The organism is Hydrogenophaga intermedia (genome assembly GCF_000723405.1).
Lineage (GTDB): Bacteria > Pseudomonadota > Gammaproteobacteria > Burkholderiales > Burkholderiaceae_C > Hydrogenophaga > Hydrogenophaga intermedia.
Genome location: NZ_CCAE010000074.1, coordinates 1 through 19,546, shown reverse-complemented (window position 1 = coordinate 19,546; position 19,546 = coordinate 1). Strand labels below are relative to the sequence as shown.

General features: G+C 70.8%; 17 protein-coding genes. 10 read left to right on the top strand and 7 right to left on the bottom strand.

The features are described from left to right. The coding region (locus BN948_RS23675) for a DUF2254 domain-containing protein (RefSeq protein ID WP_238327255.1) at positions 1 to 1,347 on the top strand (1,347 nt) is incomplete at its 5' end. A gap of 6 nt (positions 1,348 to 1,353) precedes the next feature. Here BN948_RS23675 and BN948_RS23670 read toward each other — a convergent pair. Continuing rightward, positions 1,354 to 1,773, bottom strand: coding sequence for an Lrp/AsnC family transcriptional regulator (locus tag BN948_RS23670; RefSeq protein ID WP_009515671.1), 420 nt, complete (start codon positions 1,771 to 1,773; stop codon positions 1,354 to 1,356). 101 nt (positions 1,774 to 1,874) lie between these two features. On the opposite strand from BN948_RS23670, the gene BN948_RS23665 reads away from it, so the two are divergent. The 3 genes from BN948_RS23665 (at position 1,875) to BN948_RS23655 (ending at position 5,072) form a co-directional block, all read left to right on the top strand. Then, complete coding sequence (locus tag BN948_RS23665) at positions 1,875 to 2,186, top strand: cupin domain-containing protein (RefSeq protein ID WP_009515669.1); 312 nt, start codon at positions 1,875 to 1,877, stop codon at positions 2,184 to 2,186. Between the two features lie 5 nt (positions 2,187 to 2,191). Next, positions 2,192 to 3,337, top strand: coding sequence for an FAD-dependent oxidoreductase (locus tag BN948_RS23660; RefSeq protein WP_009515667.1), 1,146 nt, complete (start codon positions 2,192 to 2,194; stop codon positions 3,335 to 3,337). 88 nt (positions 3,338 to 3,425) lie between these two features. Beyond that, complete coding sequence (locus tag BN948_RS23655; protein WP_009515665.1) at positions 3,426 to 5,072, top strand: sensor histidine kinase; 1,647 nt, start codon at positions 3,426 to 3,428, stop codon at positions 5,070 to 5,072. Here BN948_RS23655 and BN948_RS23650 read toward each other — a convergent pair. Then, the gene (locus tag BN948_RS23650) at positions 5,059 to 6,033 is read right to left on the bottom strand and encodes a Bug family tripartite tricarboxylate transporter substrate binding protein (RefSeq protein ID WP_009515663.1); all 975 of its coding nucleotides are present in this window, start codon (positions 6,031 to 6,033) and stop codon (positions 5,059 to 5,061) included. The two genes, BN948_RS23655 and BN948_RS23650, sit on opposite strands and share 14 nt — an antisense overlap. A gap of 115 nt (positions 6,034 to 6,148) precedes the next feature. On the opposite strand from BN948_RS23650, the gene BN948_RS23645 reads away from it, so the two are divergent. Then, positions 6,149 to 7,057: a LysR family transcriptional regulator gene (locus BN948_RS23645; RefSeq protein ID WP_035624275.1), complete on the top strand. Its 909-nt coding sequence runs from the start codon at positions 6,149 to 6,151 to the stop codon at positions 7,055 to 7,057. On the opposite strand, the gene BN948_RS23640 is transcribed toward BN948_RS23645, so the two are convergent. From BN948_RS23640 to BN948_RS23625, 4 genes are read right to left on the bottom strand one after another with little or no spacing between them, the layout of a single operon-like run. Then, positions 7,058 to 7,852, bottom strand: coding sequence for an IclR family transcriptional regulator (locus tag BN948_RS23640; RefSeq protein WP_009515661.1), 795 nt, complete (start codon positions 7,850 to 7,852; stop codon positions 7,058 to 7,060). 9 nt (positions 7,853 to 7,861) lie between these two features. Next, positions 7,862 to 9,568: an FAD-dependent oxidoreductase gene (locus tag BN948_RS23635; protein WP_009515660.1), complete on the bottom strand. Its 1,707-nt coding sequence runs from the start codon at positions 9,566 to 9,568 to the stop codon at positions 7,862 to 7,864. 47 nt (positions 9,569 to 9,615) lie between these two features. Further along, positions 9,616 to 10,581, bottom strand: a complete 966-nt coding sequence (locus BN948_RS23630; RefSeq protein WP_009515658.1) for a Bug family tripartite tricarboxylate transporter substrate binding protein — start codon at positions 10,579 to 10,581, stop codon at positions 9,616 to 9,618. 24 nt (positions 10,582 to 10,605) lie between these two features. Further along, positions 10,606 to 11,982 carry an FAD-dependent oxidoreductase gene (locus BN948_RS23625; protein WP_158515832.1) on the bottom strand — a complete coding sequence of 459 codons (1,377 nt, stop codon included), beginning with the start codon at positions 11,980 to 11,982 and terminating at the stop codon, positions 10,606 to 10,608. Positions 11,983 to 12,149: 167 nt separating this feature from the next. Between BN948_RS23625 and BN948_RS23620 the strand changes: the two genes are divergently transcribed. Both BN948_RS23620 and BN948_RS23615 read left to right on the top strand, forming a co-directional pair. Further along, positions 12,150 to 12,668, top strand: a complete 519-nt coding sequence (locus BN948_RS23620) for a sigma-70 family RNA polymerase sigma factor (RefSeq protein ID WP_009515654.1) — start codon at positions 12,150 to 12,152, stop codon at positions 12,666 to 12,668. After that, positions 12,665 to 13,693, top strand: a complete 1,029-nt coding sequence (locus tag BN948_RS23615; RefSeq protein WP_009515652.1) for a FecR family protein — start codon at positions 12,665 to 12,667, stop codon at positions 13,691 to 13,693. Before BN948_RS23620 ends, BN948_RS23615 begins: the two co-directional genes overlap by 4 nt. 17 nt (positions 13,694 to 13,710) lie before the next feature. Here BN948_RS23615 and BN948_RS23610 read toward each other — a convergent pair whose 3' ends face one another. Further along, positions 13,711 to 14,622 carry a glutaminase gene (locus tag BN948_RS23610; protein WP_202901791.1) on the bottom strand — a complete coding sequence of 304 codons (912 nt, stop codon included), beginning with the start codon at positions 14,620 to 14,622 and terminating at the stop codon, positions 13,711 to 13,713. A 58-nt stretch (positions 14,623 to 14,680) separates the two neighbouring features. Here BN948_RS23610 and BN948_RS23605 point away from each other — a divergent pair, with 58 nt between their 5' ends. The 3 genes from BN948_RS23605 to BN948_RS23595 all read left to right on the top strand — a co-directional run. After that, positions 14,681 to 15,586, top strand: a complete 906-nt coding sequence (locus BN948_RS23605) for a class I SAM-dependent methyltransferase (RefSeq protein ID WP_009515648.1) — start codon at positions 14,681 to 14,683, stop codon at positions 15,584 to 15,586. A 122-nt stretch (positions 15,587 to 15,708) separates the two neighbouring features. Continuing rightward, the gene (locus BN948_RS23600) at positions 15,709 to 18,186 is read left to right on the top strand and encodes a TonB-dependent siderophore receptor (protein ID WP_009515646.1); all 2,478 of its coding nucleotides are present in this window, start codon (positions 15,709 to 15,711) and stop codon (positions 18,184 to 18,186) included. Between the two features lie 22 nt (positions 18,187 to 18,208). Further along, positions 18,209 to 19,546: PepSY-associated TM helix domain-containing protein (locus BN948_RS23595; protein WP_162182755.1), on the top strand; the 1,338-nt coding region annotated here is incomplete at its 3' end.

Below are 19,546 nucleotides of genomic sequence, written 5' to 3'. Positions count from 1 at the left end.
CCCCCCGGCCACCCGATGAACCGGCTCCTCACCCTGTGGATCACCGTGCGCGACAGCCTCTGGTTCACGCCGGCGGCGATGGTGTGCGCCAGCATCGTGCTGGCCCTCGCTCTGGTCGAATCGCAGGCGCTCGTCGGTGAGGGCCTGGCGCGGGAATGGCCGCGCCTGTTCGGGGCGGGTGCCGAGGGTGCGCGGGGCATGCTCAGTGCGATCGCCACCTCGATGATCACGGTGGCCGGCGTGGTGTTCTCCATCACCATCGTCGCGCTGTCGCTGGCGGCCAGCCAGTACTCCCCGCGTGTGCTGCGCAATTTCATGAGCGACCGCCCCACGCAGGTGGTGCTGGGTGCCTTCGTGTCGGTGTTCAGCTACTGCCTGATCGTCCTGCGCACCATCCGCGGCAGTGAGGAAGGCGACTTCGTGCCCTCGCTGGCCGTGCTCGGCGGCGTGTTGCTGGCGCTGGTGGCGGTGGCGCTGCTGATCTACTTCATCCACCACGTGGCCTCGGCGATCCAGGTGTCGGCCATCGTCGAGCGCATCGGCAGCGACACCGAGGCCGCGATCGAGCGCCTGTTCCCCGCCGACGTGGGCGAGCCGCCTGAGCAAGCGGACACGCCCGTTGACGCCGCGCCCACGCGCCCCACGGGGGCGGGGCGCGCCTGCCTGGTGCGTGCGCCGTACAGCGGCTACCTGGTGTCGATCGACGGCGATCAACTGGTGCGCGTGGCGCAAAGCGAGGATCGCTTCGTCGAGGTCTTGCACCCGGTGGGCCACTACTTCCTGCGCGGTGAGGCCCTGTGCGAGGTGCTTGCCCCGGATCAGGCGTCTCACGACGACGAGGGCGCGTTCGATGCGCTGCGCGGCGCCTTCGCCTTGCAGCCCGATCGCACGGTGCAACAGGACATTGCCCACGGATTGCAGCAACTGGTGGACGTGGCCCTCAAGGCCCTGTCGCCCAGCGTGCACGACCCGCGCACCGCCATCACCTGCATTCACCAGCTCGGGCACCTGATGGCCCTGCTGGCCGCCCGCGCGATGCCAGCATCGCGTCGGGTGGTGGACGGCAGGCTGCGGCTGGTGGTGCCCACGCCGGCGTTCGACCACTTGCTGGGCCTGGCCTTCGACGCGCTGTCGTGCCACATAGCGTCCCACGTGGAGGCCTATGCGGCGGTGGTGGACATGCAGGCGCGCATCGGCGGCTTCACCCGGGACAGTGCGCGCCGCGCGGCGCTGCGCCGGCAGCTCGACCGGGTGGCTTTGGCCATCGATGCCGCCCATCTGCACGCGCGTGACCGCGACGCCTTGCGCGCCGCGATCACCGAAGCCGGCCGAGGTCTGGCCTCCTAGTCGCCGCTACAGGCTTTTCAGCACGATCTGCGACCGCGCGTGCGCAATCAGCGCGCTCGCGCCGATCTGGTCGTTGAGCCGGCCGAGATCGGCCGCGCTGGCAACGTTGACCTGGGCGACCGCGTCGAACTCGCCTGCCAGCGAATGCACCGCCACCACCCCCGGCAGCGAGGCCAGCCATTCGAGCGCCTTGTCGCAGGGGCGCTCGGCGATGCCGATGAAGATCAGGGCCCTGAGCGTGCCGGCGCCCTGGGCGGACACGATCGCGCGATAGCCCTGGATCACGCCCTCAGCCTCCAGGCGCGCGATGCGGTCCTGCACCGCCGTGCGCGACAGGCCGATCTCGCGGCCGATCGCCGCGGCCGTCAGGCGCGCGTTCTTCTCCAGCAGCGCGAGGATGCGCTTGTCCGTCCTGTCCCGTTCCATCGGTGTCAAACCTCGAAGTGCAGGTGGGTTCCGCTGTTTCGCCAGCGGCCTCGAATGATCCCGTGCCTATCATGCCTGCAGACCTTTTCGGAGCACGACGGATGCGCACCATCACCCCCACCGACTTCACCGGCGCCCGCGCGTGGGACGCGCTGGACATCGAACGAATCGATGGCGCCACGGTGCGCCTTCACTGGACCGATCGGCCCTATCGGTGGCACGTCAACGACGGGCCCGAGGTGTTCGTGGTGCTCGACGGCGCCGTCGACATGCACATGCGCCAGAACGGTGTCGAGCGGGTCCATCGCCTCAAGGTGGGCGACATCTTTCATGCGCAAGACGGCGATGAGCACGTGGCGCATCCGGTGGGCGGCGCGCGCGTGCTCGTGATCGAGCGCGCAGGCAGCGTCTAGCCGGCATGCACAGCCTGAGCACCCAGGTCCTGATCGTCGGTGCCGGACCGGCCGGCCTGGCCACGGCCATCGGGCTGGCCGAGCGGGGTGTCGACTTCGTCATCGTCGACGCGCTGGACGAGGCGCAGAACACCTCGCGCGCCGCCGTCATTCACGCCGCCACGCTGGACAGCCTGCGCGCGCTGAGCCTCAGCGATCGGCTGGTGGCGCAGGGCATCGAGGTGCCGCGGTTCCGCATCCGCGAGCGCGACGCCGTGTTGTTTGACGCCAGTTTTGCCGGCCTGCCGACGCTCACGCCGTTCGCGCTGATGATCCCGCAGGACGAGACCGAGCGGATCTTCATCGACCGGCTGGCCGAGCTGGGCCACGTGGTGCGCCGGCCGGTGCGGCTGACGCGCTTCGACGCCTCGGCGGCGGGTGTTCGCGCCACTTGCGAAGGGGAGGACGGTGCCGTCACGATCGACGCGCGCTACATCGTTGGTGCCGACGGTGAGAAGAGCACCGTGCGCGCCGGCGCGGGCATTGCCTTTCCCGGCGACACCTACGGCTCCTTCCTGCTGGCCGATGTGAGGATGGACTGGCCGATCGAGCGCCAGGAGGTGTCCCTGTTCTTCGCGCAGGCGGGCACGGTGGTGGTGGCGCCGCTGTCGCGCGAGCGCTATCGGGTGGTGGCGCAACTGGCCGATGCACCCCCGGCGCCGGCGTTGGCAGACGTGCAGCGTCTGATGGACGCGCGGGGGCCGCGTAGCGGCGTGCGGGTGCGCGAGGTGCTGTGGGGATCCAGGTTCCAGGTGCACCACAAGCTGGCCGATCGCCTGCACCAGGGCCCGGTGCTGCTGGTTGGCGATGCCGCGCATGTGCACAGCCCGGCGGGCGGGCAGGGCATGAACCTGGGCCTGCGCGACGCGGTGGCTTTGAGCGGTGCCTTGCACGCCGCGCTGCGCGATGGCACGGAAAACCTGCTCGAGGCCTATGGCAGCGAGCGGCGGCTGGCGGCGGCCAGGGTGCTCGCGATGACCGACCGGCTGACCCGCGTGGCCACCCTGAGCGGCCCGGCCGCGCGCTGGGTGCGCAACCGATTGATCGCCGCGGCGTCCGCCGTGCCGGCCGTCAAGCGTGCGGTGGCGCGACGCCTGGCGGGCTACGGCTGATGCCGTGCGCCTGCAGCCAGCCCTGCAGCGCCCGCGTGCACGAGGCCATCGCCCCGGCTACATTTGCACGTCGTTGGAGGACGTGCAAATGTCGATCGAGTCCATGCCGCCTCAGCTTGGGGTGGTTGCGCGACGGGGAGAATCGCCCCAAAGCTTCCTGCTGGCGCTGAACGATGCGCTGCGCCCGCTGGCCAAGGCGGCGGACATTCTGGCCACCGCGAGCCGACTGCTGGGCCAGTACCTGGGCGCCAACCGCGTGGCGTACTTCGAAATGCGCGGACCTGACTACATCATCGAGCGGGACTTCACCGATGGCGTGCCCTCGCTCGAGGGGCGCTGCCCGGCCGTGTCCTTCGGGCAGCACATGTTGGCGCTGTACCGCGCGGGCCAGACCGTGGTCGTGAACGACGTGGCCAGCCACCCCTTGCTCTCGGCCGACGAGCGCGCCGTGCAAGCCGAGGCCTCGGTCGCTGCCTACATCGGCGTGCCGCTCATCAAGAACGGCGAGTTCGTGGTGGGCCTGGGCGTGCACAGCCAAGTGCCGCGCGATTGGACGCCCGAGGAGGTGACGCTGGTGGAAGACACCGCCGAACGCACCTGGGCCGCGGTGGAACGCTTGCGCGCTGAAGACGCCCTGAGCCGATCGGAGCAGCACTACCGCACGCTGTTCGATTCCATCGACCAGGGGCTGTGCATCATCGAGGTCTTGTTCGACGACGAGGGCCGGCCCAACGACTACCGCTTTCTGCAGACCAATGCGGCGTTCGAGCGCCACACCGGCCTGTTGAACGCCACCGGCCGGCGCATGCGCGAGATGGCGCCGGATCACGAGGCGTTCTGGTACGAGACGTACGGCCACATCGCCCTCACCGGCGAGGCGATGCGATTCGAACACGCCGCCGAAGCGCTGGAGCGACACTTCGACGTGTCCGCCTTTCGCATCGGCGGTCCGCTGGACTGCAAGGTGGCGGTGCTCTTCAGCGACATCACCGAGCGCAAGCGGCACGAGCAGGCGCTGCGCGACGCCGATCGGCGCAAGGACGAGTTCCTGGCCATCCTGGCGCACGAACTGCGCAACCCGCTGGCGCCCATCGTCAACAGCCTGCACATCCTGCGGGGAGGTGGCGGCTCGATGAACGTCGATCGCCTGCACGACATCCTGGAACGGCAGGTGTCGCATCTGGTCCGCCTCGTGGACGATCTGATGGAGGTCTCGCGCATCACCACCGGCAAGGTCGAGCTGCGCCGTGAGCCGGTGGATCTGGCCGAGGTGATGAAGAGCGCCATCGACACCAGCCGCCCGTTGATCGACGCCGCCGGTCACGAGCTGTCGGTGGCGCTGCCCGCCGAGCCGCTGAGGCTTCACGCGGATGCGGTACGCCTGACCCAGGTGTTGGCCAACCTGCTCAACAACGCGGCCAAGTACACCCCGGCGGGCGGGCGGATCTGGTTGAGCGCGCGCCGCGAAGGCGCGCAGGCCGTGGTGTCGGTGCGCGACAACGGCATGGGCATTCACGCGGACATGCTGGACCAGGTGTTCGAGCTCTTCGCGCAGGCCGATCAGGGCACCCACCGCGCCCAGGGCGGCCTGGGCATCGGCCTGACGCTGGTGCGCAGCCTGGTGCACCTGCACGGCGGCACCGTGCAGGCCTGCAGCGATGGCCCGGGGCGGGGCAGCGAATTCCTGGTGCGCCTGCCCCTGTCGCCCGAACCTGCCGGCCTCACTCCGTCTTGAGGCCCAGCCGCTTGACCACCGGCTCCCAGCGCTTCATCTCGGCGTTCATCACCTGCTGAGCCTGCGCGCTGCTGCTGCCCACGGCCGTCAGGTCGTAGTTCTTCAGGCGATCGCGCACTTCGGCCTGTTTCATGATCTCGGCCGCGTGCTTTTCGATCTCGGCCACGATGGGCGCAGGCGTGCCCTTGGCGGCTTGCAGCACCAGGCGGAAGCTCACGTCCAGGCCGGGCTGGTTGAGCGCCTTGGCCAGCGTGGGCACGTCCGGCGCCAACGCGGAGGGTGCCTCGGACGACACCGCCAGCGCCACCAGGCGCCCGCTCTTGACGTGCGGCAGCACCGTGGGCGTGGCCAGGAAGCCGCAGGCCACCTCGCCGGCCAGCACGGCCTGCGTGGCGGGCGCCGGGCCGCGGTAGGGCACGTGCTCCATGCGCACCTTGGTCTGCTCCAGCAGCATCTCGCTGGCCAGGTGGCCGGGCACGCCCGGGCCGCCCGAGGCGTACATCATGGGCGAGGTCTTGGCCTTGGCCACCAGCTCCGACACGCTGCGCACGCCCGCCGAGGGGTTGCACACCAGCATCTGCGAGAAGCTGGCGATGACGGAGATGTTCACCAGGTCGCGCGCGGCGTTGAAGTCGCCCGTGGTGTAGACCAGCGGGTTGACGGTGAGCACGGTGTCCGGGCTCAGCACGAGGGTGGTGCCGTCGGCGTCGGCGCGCGCGGCGGCGCCAGCCGCCAGGTTGTTGCCCGCGCCGGGGCGGTTCTCCACCACCACCGGCTGGCCGATGCGACGGCCCAACTGGTCGGCGAAGGTGCGGGCGGTGATGTCCGACGGACCACCGGGGGGCGAGCCCACCAGCAGGCGGATCGGCTTGGTCGGCCAGCTTTGCGCATGGACGGGGCCGGCGGCGAGGGCGATGATCACGGCGGAGCCGAGCGCGCTCAGCAGGCGGGGGAACTTCATCTGTCTGTCTCCAGGTCAAGGGTTCGTGATGCCCCGGGGTGGGGCCTGTGGCGAGCTTAGGCGGGTTAGAGGCATCCGTAAAATTGAAAATCGCTCGCCAAATATAAAAATTCCTATGGATCCAAGGCACCTGGTGCAGCTCGCGGCCATTCTGGAGAAGGGCTCCATCACCCAGGCCAGCCGCCACCTGCACCTCACCCAGCCCACGCTGACGCACAACATGCAGACGCTGGAGATGCAGGCCGGCGGCCGCCTGTTCGAGCGCAGCCGCTACGGGGTGCGCAGCACGCCGCTGGGCGAGATGCTGGCGCGCGAGGGCCGCGCCATCGCACGGCGCCTGAAGGACGCGGCCGAGGTGTCGGCGCGCCACCGCGGTGGCATCCGCCACCAGCTGCGCCTGGGTGCCGGGCCGGTGGTGGGCGCGGCGGTGCTGGGCGAGCTGGCGCCGCTGCTGCTGACGCACTTTCCGGATCTGGCCCTGGCGGTGCAGAGCGACCGGCCGCACCTGCTGCTGGAGCAGCTCATCGACGGCGGGCACGACGTGGTGATCGCGCCTTCGTGGCTGGAGCACCCGCCGCCGGGCATCGTGCGGCAGGTGCTGGCAGACGACGAACTGGGCGTGTTCTGCGGCCGACGCCACCCGCTGGCGGGCCAGCGCCCGCTGAGCGTGGCCGACGTGGACGACCGAGCGTGGATCAGCCTGGGCACGGCCTCGCCTTTCGACCAGGACGTACGCGGCAAGCTCGAGGCCGTGGGCGTGCAGCGCTTGCGCGCCGAGATCACGGTGCTGGGCGACGCGTCCATGCTGCTGGACATGTTGGCCCAGGGCCAGCACCTGGCGGTGCTGCCGCGGTTTCCGCTGCGCCGGCTGGCGACGCGCTTCGATCTGGTGGAGTTGCCGATGCCCGGCGCGCCCATGCCGCGGCCGATCTACCTGTGGTGTCGGGCCGACCTGCTGGAGGACCCGGTGATGGGCGAGGTGGCGGAACTGATCGTGGGCACGGTGCGGGGCTGGGCCCGGTAGTCAGGGCGCCGTTCGCGCCGCTGACAACTGGGTGGAGATGCCATGCGCTGCCTTGCGCAGGTGCGTCAGCACGGTGTCCTTCTGCGCGTCGAACTCTGCCGATGGCACGGCCAGCCCCAGGGACGCGATCATCCGTCCATGGGCGCTCACAACCGGAACCGAGGCGCCGACGATGCCGCGGGTGAATTCGTCCCTGGAATAGGCCACACCTTCCTCGCGCGCGAGCCGGATCTGGCGCCGCAGTTCGCTGGCGGATTTGAGCGAGCGGCTGGTAATGGGGCGCAGCTGCACCCGGTCCAGGTAGGACGTCATGTCCTCGCTCTTCATGTGTGCCAGGAACAACTTGCCGGACGAACTGGCGTACAGCGGCGCGCGCACGCCCTCATGCATGGCATAGCCGCTGGCCTCGTCTGCGGTGACGCCGAGGATGCGCTCGACGATGTCGCCGCGCAGGATGTTCAGCCCGGCGGAGTAGCGGGTGCCGAGCGCCAGCCGTTCCATGTGTGGCCGCGCGCTCGCCACCAGGCGCTGGATGTCTTGCCCATGGCGGATGAGGTTCACCGCTGAGGCGCCCAGGCGGTAGGGGCCGTTGGGCCCCATGGACTCGACGTAGTCGCGGGCCTGCAGCGTCCTCAGCAGTTGCGTCAGGCTGCTCTTGGGTACGGCGGCACGCGAGGCCAGTTCGGCGTGGGACAGCGCGCGCTCCGAATGCGCCAGGATTTCCAGGACATCCAGTGTCCGCTGCGCCGACTTCACGCCGTTGCCCGGGGGGGAATTCGTCGAATGGCGCGACACCACGGTTTCCTAACGGACGGAAGACCCATTCTCCGCGATGGTGCTGGCCGTCAGGTACGCCATCGCCATGTGCGGGCCGTGGTTGATGCCCGGCCCGGGGTAGGCCCCGCCCATCATGTTCACACGGTCCGCCCCGAGAACGTACAGGCCGCGGATCGCGGCGCCGTTGCGCCCGAGCACCCGCCCTTGCGGGTCGGCCAGCAGGCCGTCGAAGGTGCAGAGGTCGCCGATGCGCAGCTTCACACCGTAGAAGGGCGCGCGTTCGATCGGCGCCACGCAAGGGTTGGGCTGGTGATCGGGGTCGCCCAGAAAGCGGTTGAAGGCGCTCGACCCGCGACCGAACTGCGGGTCCGCTCCGGTTCGGGCGCCGCGGTTGAAATCGGCGACGGTCTTCTCCAGTGCTTCGCCGTCGATGCCCAGCTTGGCGCCCAGTTCCCGCAAGGTGTCGGCCCGGCACAGGTAGCCGCTGTTGAGGTGCCGGCGGTGCGGCAGGGGCGCCGGTTTAACCACGCCGAGGCCGTAGCGCGCCAGCGCGTGGCGATCACAGACGAGCCAGATCGCGGGCTCGGGTCCGTCGCCTGCCTCGCGCAGGGCCGCCGTGCATACGTCATGGTAGGAGTTGGCCTCGTTGGTGAAGCGCCGGCCCGTTCGCAGCACCGCGATGACACCTGGCTTGTAGCGGTCCAGCAGGTGGGGAAAGACCATCGTTCCCGAGCGGCCACCCGGCACGATGGACAAGGGCATCCAGGCGGCCGGCTGCGCCAGGGGTGCGGCCAGGCAGCCCCCGGCGGACAGGCCCAGGCGGATGCCGTCCCCCGCGATCGCGGGCGGGGTGGCGGACAAAGGCGTTCGGCGGGCCAGGGCCACTGGAAACCGCGAGGCCGTGAGCGTACGGTCGTGGGAAAAGCCTCCGCAGGCCAGCACCACGCCGCACGGCGCCTCCAGTCGGAACGCCTGGCCCGCGAGCGCCCCGGACACACCGCGCACGACGCCACCGTCCCGGATCAGTCCCGTCACCTCGGCGTGAGTGAGGACGGGAATCCCGAGGTCGATGGCCGCTGCCTTGAACAGCGCGGCGGCCAGAGCGTTGCCGCCGGTGACGTGCACGGCGCCCCCGTGGCGCAACCGCTCGACGAGGTGGCCGGCGAGTCGCCGAACGACATAGGCGAAGGAGGCGAACGAGCGGGTGGCCTTGAAGAAGTGCTTCAACTCGGCGTTCGAGGAGTTGAACATCATCCCCATGAAGGTGAGCGTCTTCAGTGGCGGCCGCAGGCGCCGGCGTTCATGTCCGAGCCGCCGGGTGTCGAACGGCGCGGCCACGAGGGCGCGACCGACCACGCTGCCGCCTGGAGCATCGGGGTGGTAGTCGGGGTACAGCGTCGAACAGAACCGCACCTCGGTCTCGCGCTCGAAGAAGTCCACCATTTCCGGCCCCTTGGCCAGCAGCAGCTCGACCGCTTCGTGCGGATAGCGGTCGCCCATTTCCTGGCGCAGGTAGTCGCGCACGGCCTGCGGCGAGTCGTGCGGGTTCTGCGCCAGTCCCCGGGCCGTGAGCGGCACCCAGAGCACGCCGCCGGACACCGCGGTGGTGCCGCCGACGAGGGCGTCCTTCTCCAGCACCACGACGCGCAGCCCCCGGCGCCGGGCGACGATGGCCGCCGTGAGCCCGGCCGCGCCCGAACCGACCACCACCAGGTCGGCTTGTGGAATGTCCATGCGTTGCCTCCCCATCGGGCGGGGCACCGCGGTGCCCCGGGTCCCGGTCATTCCGGCCGGATGTTCTTCTCGCGGATCACCTTGCCCCACAGCGCCGTGTCGCTCTCGATGACGGCCTGGAAGGAGCCGGCGGATCCACCGACCGCGACCGCACCCAGTTCAAGGGCGCGCGCGGAAAACCGGCTGTCTTGAACGATGCGGTTCAGCGCCTGGCTCAGCCGCTGGATGACCGGCTCGGGCGTGCCCGACTTGGCCACCACGCCGAACCAGGAGTACAGCTCCAGGCCGGGGATGCCCTGCTCGGCGAACGTGGGAATGGCAGGAAACTGCGGCAAGCGCTCGGCGCTCGACACCGCCAGCGATTTGAGCCGCCCGCTGGCGAGCAGGGCCTTGGACGACATCAGGATGTCGAAGTACACGGTGACCTCCCCGCTGAGTACGGCGGCGAGGGCGGGGGCCGATCCCCGGTACGGCACGCTCACCATGGAGGTCTGGGTCTGGCGCTGGAACATCTCGCCGAACAGGTGCGGGCCGGTTCCGCTTCCGGCGGTGGCGTAGTTCAGCGCACCGGCTTGCTCCTTGACCATGCGCGCCAGATCGTGGATGCCGTTGCCGCGGAACTTGTCCGACACCACGGCCATGTAGGGGCTCTTCATCACCATCCCGATGCCGCGGAAATCCCTCAGCGCATCGAACGAGATGTTCGGGTACAGCCATTTGCTGGTGGTGATGGAATTCGATGCGAGCAGCAGGGTGTGCCCGTCGGCGGGGCGCGCCATCATGGCCTCGGCGCCGATGGTGCCGCTGGCGCCCGGCTTGTTGTCCACCACCACCGGCTGGCCCAGCACCTCGCTCAATCCCTGGGAAATCGCCCGGGCGGTGATGTCCGCTGCCCCACCGGCCGCAAAGGGCACGATCAGCGTGATGGGCCTGGACGGATAGCTTTGCGCCCGGGCGAGGTCCGCGGCCGCGAGGGCGCTGGCCGAGATCAACAATTCGCGTCTGCTGAGCATGGGGTCTCCTGCTGTTCTGGTGTGTCAATGGCTGGCAAAGGTCTCGGTGGCGTCGTCGGTGCTGACGAGGCCGCCTCGGGCGCGCAGGGCGCCGCGCACGGCGTCCGCGCCCGGGCTTTGGCCGCTGGCCGCTTCCAATGCGGCCATGACGCCGGCCGCCTCTCCCAGCGCCATGGCCGTGGCCATGTGCCGCGCGCCGCCATTGGCGTGGCGGGTCGCGGAAATGGCCCGCCCCGTGACCACCAGGCCCGCGACCGACGCCGGCTGCAGGCAGCGCATGGGGATTTCGAAGGGCTGCGCCGGCACGTGGAGCGAGATGCCGGTGCCTCCCGTTTCGTGGATGTCCATGGGCCCGGCGCCCAAGGCGATCGAATCCGGAAAGCGCTTGAAGGAGAGGATGTCCTCTTCGGTCAGCGTGTACCGGCCCGCGATGCGGCGCGTCTCGCGCACCCCGATGTGGCCGGCGATGGCGGCGAGCGTCGCTTTCTCGAAGCCCGGCACGGCTTCCTGGAGGAAGGCCAGGATCGAAGCGATCTGCTGGCGCCCTTCGACCTCGGCGCGGCTGAGGTCCGCGGCATGGGTGGCGTCCACTCCGGAGACCCGGCTCATCAGGCAGATCGCGTCGGTGTTCCCCGGCGTGCTGCAGAACGAAAGGCTTTCCCAGAAGATCCGTCCCTCCCGGATACCCTGTAAGGCCAAAGCCCGTTTCGTCTCGCGCGGAATGGCCCGGAAGCGGGCCACGTCCACGTTCGACAAGCGGAACATCAAGGTGCATGGCTGCACATGCGCGGCGGTCGTCAATTCGGACGGTGCCATGGCCGCGCCCGCGCCCCAGGCCACCGCCGCATCGCCGGTGGCATCGACCACCACCCGGGCGCGGATGGCGCTTCGCCCGGCGATGTCCTCGACCACCACGCCAGTAACGCGCTGCCCGCCCACCACGGGGGCGACGACCCGCGTATGAAACCGCACCGCCAATCCTGCGGAGGCGGCGAGCGCGTCGGCGGCGATCTTGACGATTTCCGGATTGAAGGCGAAGTGGACGATGGGAATGGGTTGCTCGCTGGCCTCGGCCATCAGGTATTGCCTGAATCCTTCGCTGCCATTGAGCGCCACCACGCGATCGGCCAATTCCCCGGCCATACCGCCCACCACGCGGGTCGCGCGGTTGTAGAAGCCGATCCACTGGGCCACCATGCCATAGGTGCCGGTGCCGCCCAGGCAATTGGCGTGTTCGATCAATAGCGTTCTGGCGCCCATTCGGCTGGCCGATACCGCCGCCATCAGGCCGGAAGCGCCGCCGCCCGCCACCACCACATCGAATTCATCGGTATAGGGCGTCTCCAATACTTCGTTCAACACGGGCCGCGTCATTGGGGTTTCTGTCTGGTTGGATGGCATTCGGCGCATGGTAGGGACGCCCCCGCGAGCCAGCCAGCGGCCGTTCACATGCGTGAACACTATTCGTTGGGCCGGCTTGGCGCGGGCCTCGGTGTTGCGCCTATAGAATGCGAAACATTCTCATTCACAGCGGCCCATGAACGCACCGGGCCGATCAGGAGCCCAGCGTGTCCGCCGCCGACCTCAGCCTGCGCGAGGCAGTCCAGACGCTCTACAGCCACCACCACGGTTGGCTGTACGGCTGGCTGCGGCGCAAGCTCGGCTGCCCGCACCGCGCAGCCGACGTGGCGCACGACACCTTCGAGCGCGTGCTGGCCGCGCGCGACGCGCTGTGCGGCGTGGAGCAGCCACGCGCCTGGCTCACCACGACGGCGAGCCGGCTGATCATCGACGAGGCCCGGCGCGAGCGCCTGCGCCAGGCCTACCTGGCCGAGCTGGCGCCGCTGATGGACGCGCACGAAGGCCATCCTTCGCCCGAGCAGATCCTGACCGCGCTTCAGGCGCTGGAGCAGTTGAGCGCCGTGCTGGAAGCGGTATCGCCCAAGGCCCGCGAGGCCTTCGTGCGCCACTACCTGGATGGCGAGACCATCGCCACCGTGGCGGCCGGGCTGGGGGTGTCCACGCGCATGGTCGGCAAGTACCTGGCGCAGGTGCTGGTGCGCTGCGCGCACCTGGGCGCCCCATGAACCACGCACGCGCAGCCGCACCCGCGAACCCGGACGAGGAACGCATCGCCCAGGCAGCGGCGCAGTGGATCGTGCGGCTGTCCGCCGACGACCCGGCCGAGCGCCGCGCCGCCGGCGCCGGCTTCGAGGCCTGGAAGCGCGTCGACCCGCGCCACGCGGCGGTGGCCGCTCGCATGGAGGGCTTCATCGACCAGACGCGCAGCCTGAGCGGGGACGGCACGTCCAGCCCGGCCCGTGCGGCACTGGCCAGCGCGCTGGACGCCCGCGCCCCGGGCCGCGGGAAGCCCGGCAGCCCCGGCCGGCGCGCGGCCGGCCTGCTGGTACTGGCGGCGGCGCTGGCACTGCCCGCCGCGTTGGCGCTGCGAGGCCCGCCGTCTCAGTGGGGCGCTGACCTGCGCACCGCCACCGGCGAGCAGCGCGAGCAGGTGCTGGACGACGGCTCGCGCCTGACCCTGGGTTCGGGCACCGCGGTCAACACACGCTGGTCCAGCGATCTGCGCGAGCTCGAGCTGCTCGACGGCGAGATCCTGGTGGACGTGGCCAGGGACGCCGCGCGCCCCTTCGTGGTGGAGACGGCGCACGGCCGCATCCGCGCGCTGGGCACGCGCTTCATCGTGCGGCGCGAGGAACACGCCACGCTGCTGACCATGATCGAGTCGCGCACGGCCGTGCAGGCGGGCGCCGATACGAACGAACTCACGGTGGAAGCGGGCGAGCGCGTCCGCCTGTCCGCGCGGGGCGTGGAGCGCCTGGGCGAGGTGGAGCCCCGCGCCACGCAGAACGCCTTCCAGGCCCGCCGTCTGATGGTGCAGGACCGCCCGCTGCCGGAGGTGCTCGACGAGATCGCGCGCCACCGGCGCGGCCTCGTCCGCTACGAACCCGCGGACCTCGAGAGCATCCGCGTGTCCGCCGTGCTGCCGCTGGACGACACCGACCGCGCGCTGCAACTGCTGGTCGACAACTTCCCCGGCCTGCGTGTGCGCACCCTCACGCCCTGGGTGGTGCTGGTGGACGCAGCGCCCTGAGCGCCTGGCTCACCGCCCTAGAACACCGACAGGCCGGTCTTTGCGACGAACAGCTCCAGCGCCTGGCGCCCCAGCCAGGAGTTGCCCGTCTCGTCCAGCGCGGGCGACCACACGCACAGCGTGAGCTGGTCCGGCACCACGGCCACGATGCCGCCACCCACGCCGCTCTTGCACGGCAGCCCGATGCGAAAGGCGAACTCGCCGGCCGCGTCGTAGGTGCCGCAGGTCAGCATCAGCGCGTTCACGCGGCGCGTCTGCGCTTCGCTGAGCACCGGCGCGCCGGCCAGCGGGTGGCGCCCGTCGCGGCACAGGTAGCCGGCCGCGCAGGCCATCTGCTCGCAGCTCATGGCGATGGCGCACTGGTTGAAGTACACGTCGAGCACGGTGGCCACGTCGTTGTCCAGCGTGCCAAAGCCCTTCATGAAGTTGGCCAACGCGGTGTTGCGAAACCCCGTCTCGGCCTCGGAGCGCGCCACCTCGTCGTCGATGCCGATGGTCTCGCCGCACAGCCGGGCCAGCAGCGCCAGCAGCTCGGCCTTGCCGTCGCCCAGCGAGACCAGACGGTCCGCCACCGCGATGGCGCCGGCGTTGATGAAGGGGTTGCGCGGGATGCCGCGCTCGGTCTCCAGTTGCACCAGCGAGTTGAAGGGGCTGCCCGAGGGCTCGCGACCGATGCGTTGCCACAGCGCTTCGCCCTGCGCGCGGATCGCCAGCGTCAGCGAAAACACCTTGGACATGCTCTGGATGGAGAAGGGAACCGCGCTGTCGCCGGCCTGCGCCACCTCGCCGGCGCAGGTGCGCAGGGCGATGCCGAACTGGTGCGGCGACACGCGCGCCAGCGCCGGGATGTAGCGGGCCACCTGGCCGCCCTGGCCCAGGCGCGGGCGCAGTTCGGCGTGGATCTCGTCGAGGATGGACTGGAAATTCATGGCGCCCATTCTGGCCGCACGACATGGCGCGGAGGCATCGCCCGCAGAATGCCGGCCCATGCAAGCCCTGTTCGACGCCATCGCCACGATGGTCTTTCCCACCGATGCGCAACGGATCTTCCATGGCCGCGGCGGCCTTCATCCCGGCTGCGAGCACCTGGCGCTGGACGCCTTTGCGCCCGCGCTGCTGCTCACGTCCTTCCAGCCGCTGGACGAGGCCGCGCTGGGCGCCATCGGCGACGCGCTCGCCGCGCGCTGGCGCGAGGTCTCGGACGCGCCGCTGTGCTGGGTCTACCAGTGCCGCGGCGAAGGCGCCGAGACGCGCCTGATGGCCGGGGCACTGCCCGAGCCGCACGTCGTGACCGAATCCGGCGCGCGCTACCTCGTGCACCTGCTGCGCGGCCAGAACCACGGCCTGTTCCTGGACATGGCCGAGGGCCGGCGCTGGGTGCGCGACAACGTCCAACGCGGGGACACGGTGCTCAACCTGTTCGCCTACAGCTGCGCCTTCTCCGTCGTCGCGCTGCAGGCCGGGGCGCGCGAGGTGGTCAACGTGGACATGGCGGCCGGCGCACTGGCCACGGGGCGCACCAACCACGAACTCAACGGCCTGAAAGCCGGCGCGCGCTTCCTGGCACACGACATCTTCAAGTCCTGGGGCAAGCTCACGCGCGGCGGGCCGTACGAGCTCGTCATTTGCGACCCGCCCAGTTTCCAGAAGGGCAGCTTCGTCGCCACCAAGGACTACGCCCGGCTGGCCCGGCGCCTGCCAGCGCTGCTGGCCCCGGACGGCCACGCGCTGGTGTGCCTGAACGCACCCGAGCTGGGGGTGGCGTTCCTGCGCGAGGCCATCGAGGCGAATGCGCCGGAGCTGACGTTCGTGGAGCGCGTGGCCAACCCGGCGGTGTTCCAGGACGTGTCGCCGGACCGCGGGCTCAAGGTGCTGGTCTATCGACGGGCCTGAGCACCGGGGCGCGATTTTTTCGGGTGAACGGTTCCGCTTTCGCGTGGCCGTTCGTCAATGGGGGTGAAGGCGGCAACCGGCCACCCGCGCCGCCGCCCACCGACCACCCGAGGAACCCCGACATGCAAGACCCCCAAACCCCGCGCCAACTGCGCCGACCGCGCGCTTTCTCCGCGCTCCAGCCCGCCCGCCCGCTGGCGCTGGCCGTCCACCTGGCCTGCGCCGCCATGCTGGCCGCCAACGGCTTCGCGGCGCAGGCCCAGACGGCGCCGTCCGCCGCCACCGTGCGGGCCGACGTGCCCGCCGGCCCGTTGGGTGAGGCCTTGAACCGCTTCGCGCTGCAGGCCGGTGCCGCCCTGGTGGTGGACGCGGCCCAGGTGCGCGGCAAGACCAGCCCCGGCCTGCAAGGCACGGTGACGGTGGAGGAGGGCTTCCAGCGCCTGCTGCAGGGCAGCGGCCTGCAACTGGGCCGCACGGCGGCAGGCTATGTGCTGGTGGCGCAGGCGCCCGCCGCGCCAGCCCAGGCGCCGCGCCCGGCCACCACCGGCCAGGCCACGCTGCCCACGGTCACCGTCACTGGCGCCGCCTTCAGCGAACAGGCCAAGGGCCCGGTGGCGGGCTACGTGGCGCGCCGCTCGGCCACGGCCACCAAGACCGACACGCCGCTGATCGAGACGCCACAGTCGGTCTCGGTCATCACCGCCGAAGAGATCGGCGACCGCAAGGCCACCACGCTGGACGAGACCTTGCGCTACACCGCCGGCGTCACCTCCAACGCCAAGCCCTGGGCCTCGGACCAGATGTCGCTGGTGCGCGGCTTCGCGCTGGAAAGCGCCAGCGTTTTCCTCGACGGCCTGCAGAACCCCAGCACGGCGGCCATGGGCTCGATCGAGCCCTACGGCATGGAGCGCATCGAGGTGCTGCGCGGCCCGGCCTCGGTGCTCTATGGCCAGGTGGCGCCCGGTGGCGTCATCAACGCCGTGAGCAAGCGGCCCACCACGGAGCCGGTGCGCGAGATCGGCGTCGAATACGGCACCTACGACCGCAAGACCCTCAAGGCCGACATCGGCGGCGCGATCGGTGAATCCGGCACGCTGAGCTACCGCCTCGTCGGCCTGGTGCGCCGCGCCGACACGCGCCTGGACGAGGACCACGACGACCGCGTCTACCTCGCGCCCTCGCTCACCTGGCAGCCCAGTGCGGCCACCCGATTCACGCTGCTGGCCAGCTACCAGGAAGACGACCAGTCCTACGCCTGGGGCAACCAGTTGCGCAACCCCGGCGCGCTGGGCCAGCCCGATCCGTCCGTGAACATCGGCGGCCTGGACAACCGCTGGAAGCGCACCAACACCACCGTCGGCTACGAGCTCGAGCACCGCTTGAGCGACACCTGGCAACTGCGCCAGAACCTGCGCTACGGCGACCTCGACCGCGAGGGGACGGACGTGTTCAACCTGGGCCTGCGCGCCGATGGCCGCCACATCGGCCGGGCCGTCTCGCCGCGCGTGGCCGAGTGGCGCGGCATCACCCTGGACACCCACGCCCAGGCCAACTTCAGCACCGGCGCCGTGGCCCACACCGCGCTGCTGGGCGTGGACTACTCGCGCTCCAAGCTGAGCTTCACGCGCCGCAACGCCAATGCGGTCATGCCCGACCTGGACCTGTTCAACCCCGTGTACGCGCCCCAGCCCCTGGCGCCGCACGCCGCGCCCTTCGAGGACGAATCGCCCAGCAAGCAACTCGGTTTCTATCTGCAGGACCAACTCAAGTGGAACCGCTGGGTGCTCACCGCCGGCGTGCGCCACGACAAGGCCGACCAGTCCAGCCGCCGCATCAACCTGCTCAACGGCGTGGTCACACCCACCGCCGACCTGTCCACCAGCGACACCACCGGCCGCGTCGGCGTGGTGCACCTGTTCGACAACGGCTGGGCGCCGTACGTGAGCTACGCCACCTCGTTCGCCCCGGAAACCGGGCTGGACGTGGCCGGCCGCTCGCTCGAGCCCTCGCGCGGCAAGCAACTGGAGGCCGGCGTGCGCTACCAGCCCGCGGGCGAGGCCTTCAGCTTCATTGCGTCCGTGTTCGACCTGACGCGCGAAAACGTGAAAACCTCGGTGCCCGGCATGGCCGGGGTGTTCCAGCAGACCGGCGAGGTGGAGGCCCGCGGCCTGGAGCTGGAACTGCGCGCGCGCGTGGCCAAGGGCCTGAGCGTGATCGGCCAGTACACCAACCTGGAGTCGCGCATCACGCGCAGCAACAACGGTGACCAGGGCCTCACGCCCATGGCCGTGCCGCGCCACAACGCCAGCGTGTGGGGCAAGTACGAGTTCACCGCCTTCGGCGACCAGCCCGCCTTCGCGGCGCTGGGCGTGCGCTACGTGGGCAAGGCGCGTTCGGGCCAGGACTTCGGCAACGCCAACCTGCGCAACCCGAGCCTCACGCTGGTGGACGCGGCCCTGGGGCTGGACGTGGGCGCCTGGCGCTACTCCTTCAACGTCGACAACCTGTTCGACACGCAGAAGCTGGTCGACTGCGACACCACGTTCTGCTACCGCAGCCCCGAGCGCACGCTGCGCCTGGGCGCCAGCTACCGCTTCTGAGCGCGGGCCCGGAACGTGGGCCGTGAACGTGCTCCGTAAGGTGCGGCGCGCCTGGACCGTCCGCGTGGCCCTGGCCGCGCTGGGCGGCTACGGCCTGGCTGCGCTGGCCAGCGTGGCGGGCCTGGCCTTCCCCTGGCGCGCCATCGACGGCGTGGTGGCGGGCATGCTGGCCAGCTTCGTCGTGGCCACGGCCGTGGCGGTGGGGGTGTTCGCGGCCCGGGCGGGCGCGCGCGGCGGCGTGCGCCCGCGCGTGACCTGGCTGCACACCTGGGCGGGCTTGCTGGCCGCCTGGGTGCTCTACGCCGTGTTCTGGACGGGCAGCCTGGCCTTCTACCGCGAAGAGCTCACGGCCTGGATGCAGCCCGAGGCGCCGCCGCAGGCCCGCGAGATGGACGTGGCCGCGCTGAGCGATCGCATCGCCGCGCACCTGGCCAGCGCCGCGCCCGGCGCCACGCGCTGGAGCATCGAACTGCCGGATGCGCGCCGCCTCACGCCGACCGCCTACTGGAGCGGCCCGGCCGGCGCGGGGCAACAGGCCTACGACAGCACCACGGCCGCGCCGCGCACCGCTCGCGCCACGGCGGGCGGCGAGTTCTTCTACCGCTTCCACTACCAGTTGCACCACATGCCCTACCAATGGGGCCGCTGGATCGTGGGCTTCGCCTCGCTGCTGGGTATGGTGGCCATGGTCAGCGGCGTGGTGGTGCACAAGAAGCTGTTCGCCGACTTCTTCACCTTCCGCGCCGGCAAGGGGCGGCGCAGTTGGCTGGACGCGCACAACGCGCTGTCGGTGCTGCCGCTGCCCTTTCATTTCATGATCGTCTACAGCGGCCTGGTGATCCTGGGCTTTCAGTACATGCCGTGGGGCGCGCTGGCCGCTTTCGACGGCGCGGGCGAGCGGCGCGTGGCCATCGCCGCCGAAACCGTGGCCGCCTGGCCTGTGGGCGCACCCAGCGGCCAGGCCGCGCCGCTGGCGGCTCTGGCACCTTCGATTCAGCAGGCGCAAGCGCGCTGGGGCGCGCAGGGCATCGACCGCGTGGTGGTGCACCACCCGGGTGACGCGGCCGCGCGCGTGCTGGTGGTGCGCGGGCCTGCCGGGCGGGTCACGCACAGCCGCGAGTTCCTGGTGTTCCACGGTGGTTCCGGCGCGCTGCTGCACGCGAGCGAGCCGGTGGGTGCGCCCGCGGCGGTGCTGGGCGGGTTGTACGCGCTGCACCTGGGGCGCTTTGCCGATCCCGTACTGCAGGGCATTTACTTCCTGCTCGGCCTGGCGGGCACGGCCATGGTGGGCACTGGCCTGGTGTTGTGGACGGCGGCACGCGGGCAGGGGGGCACGGGTGGCGCGGCGGGGGGGGGGGGG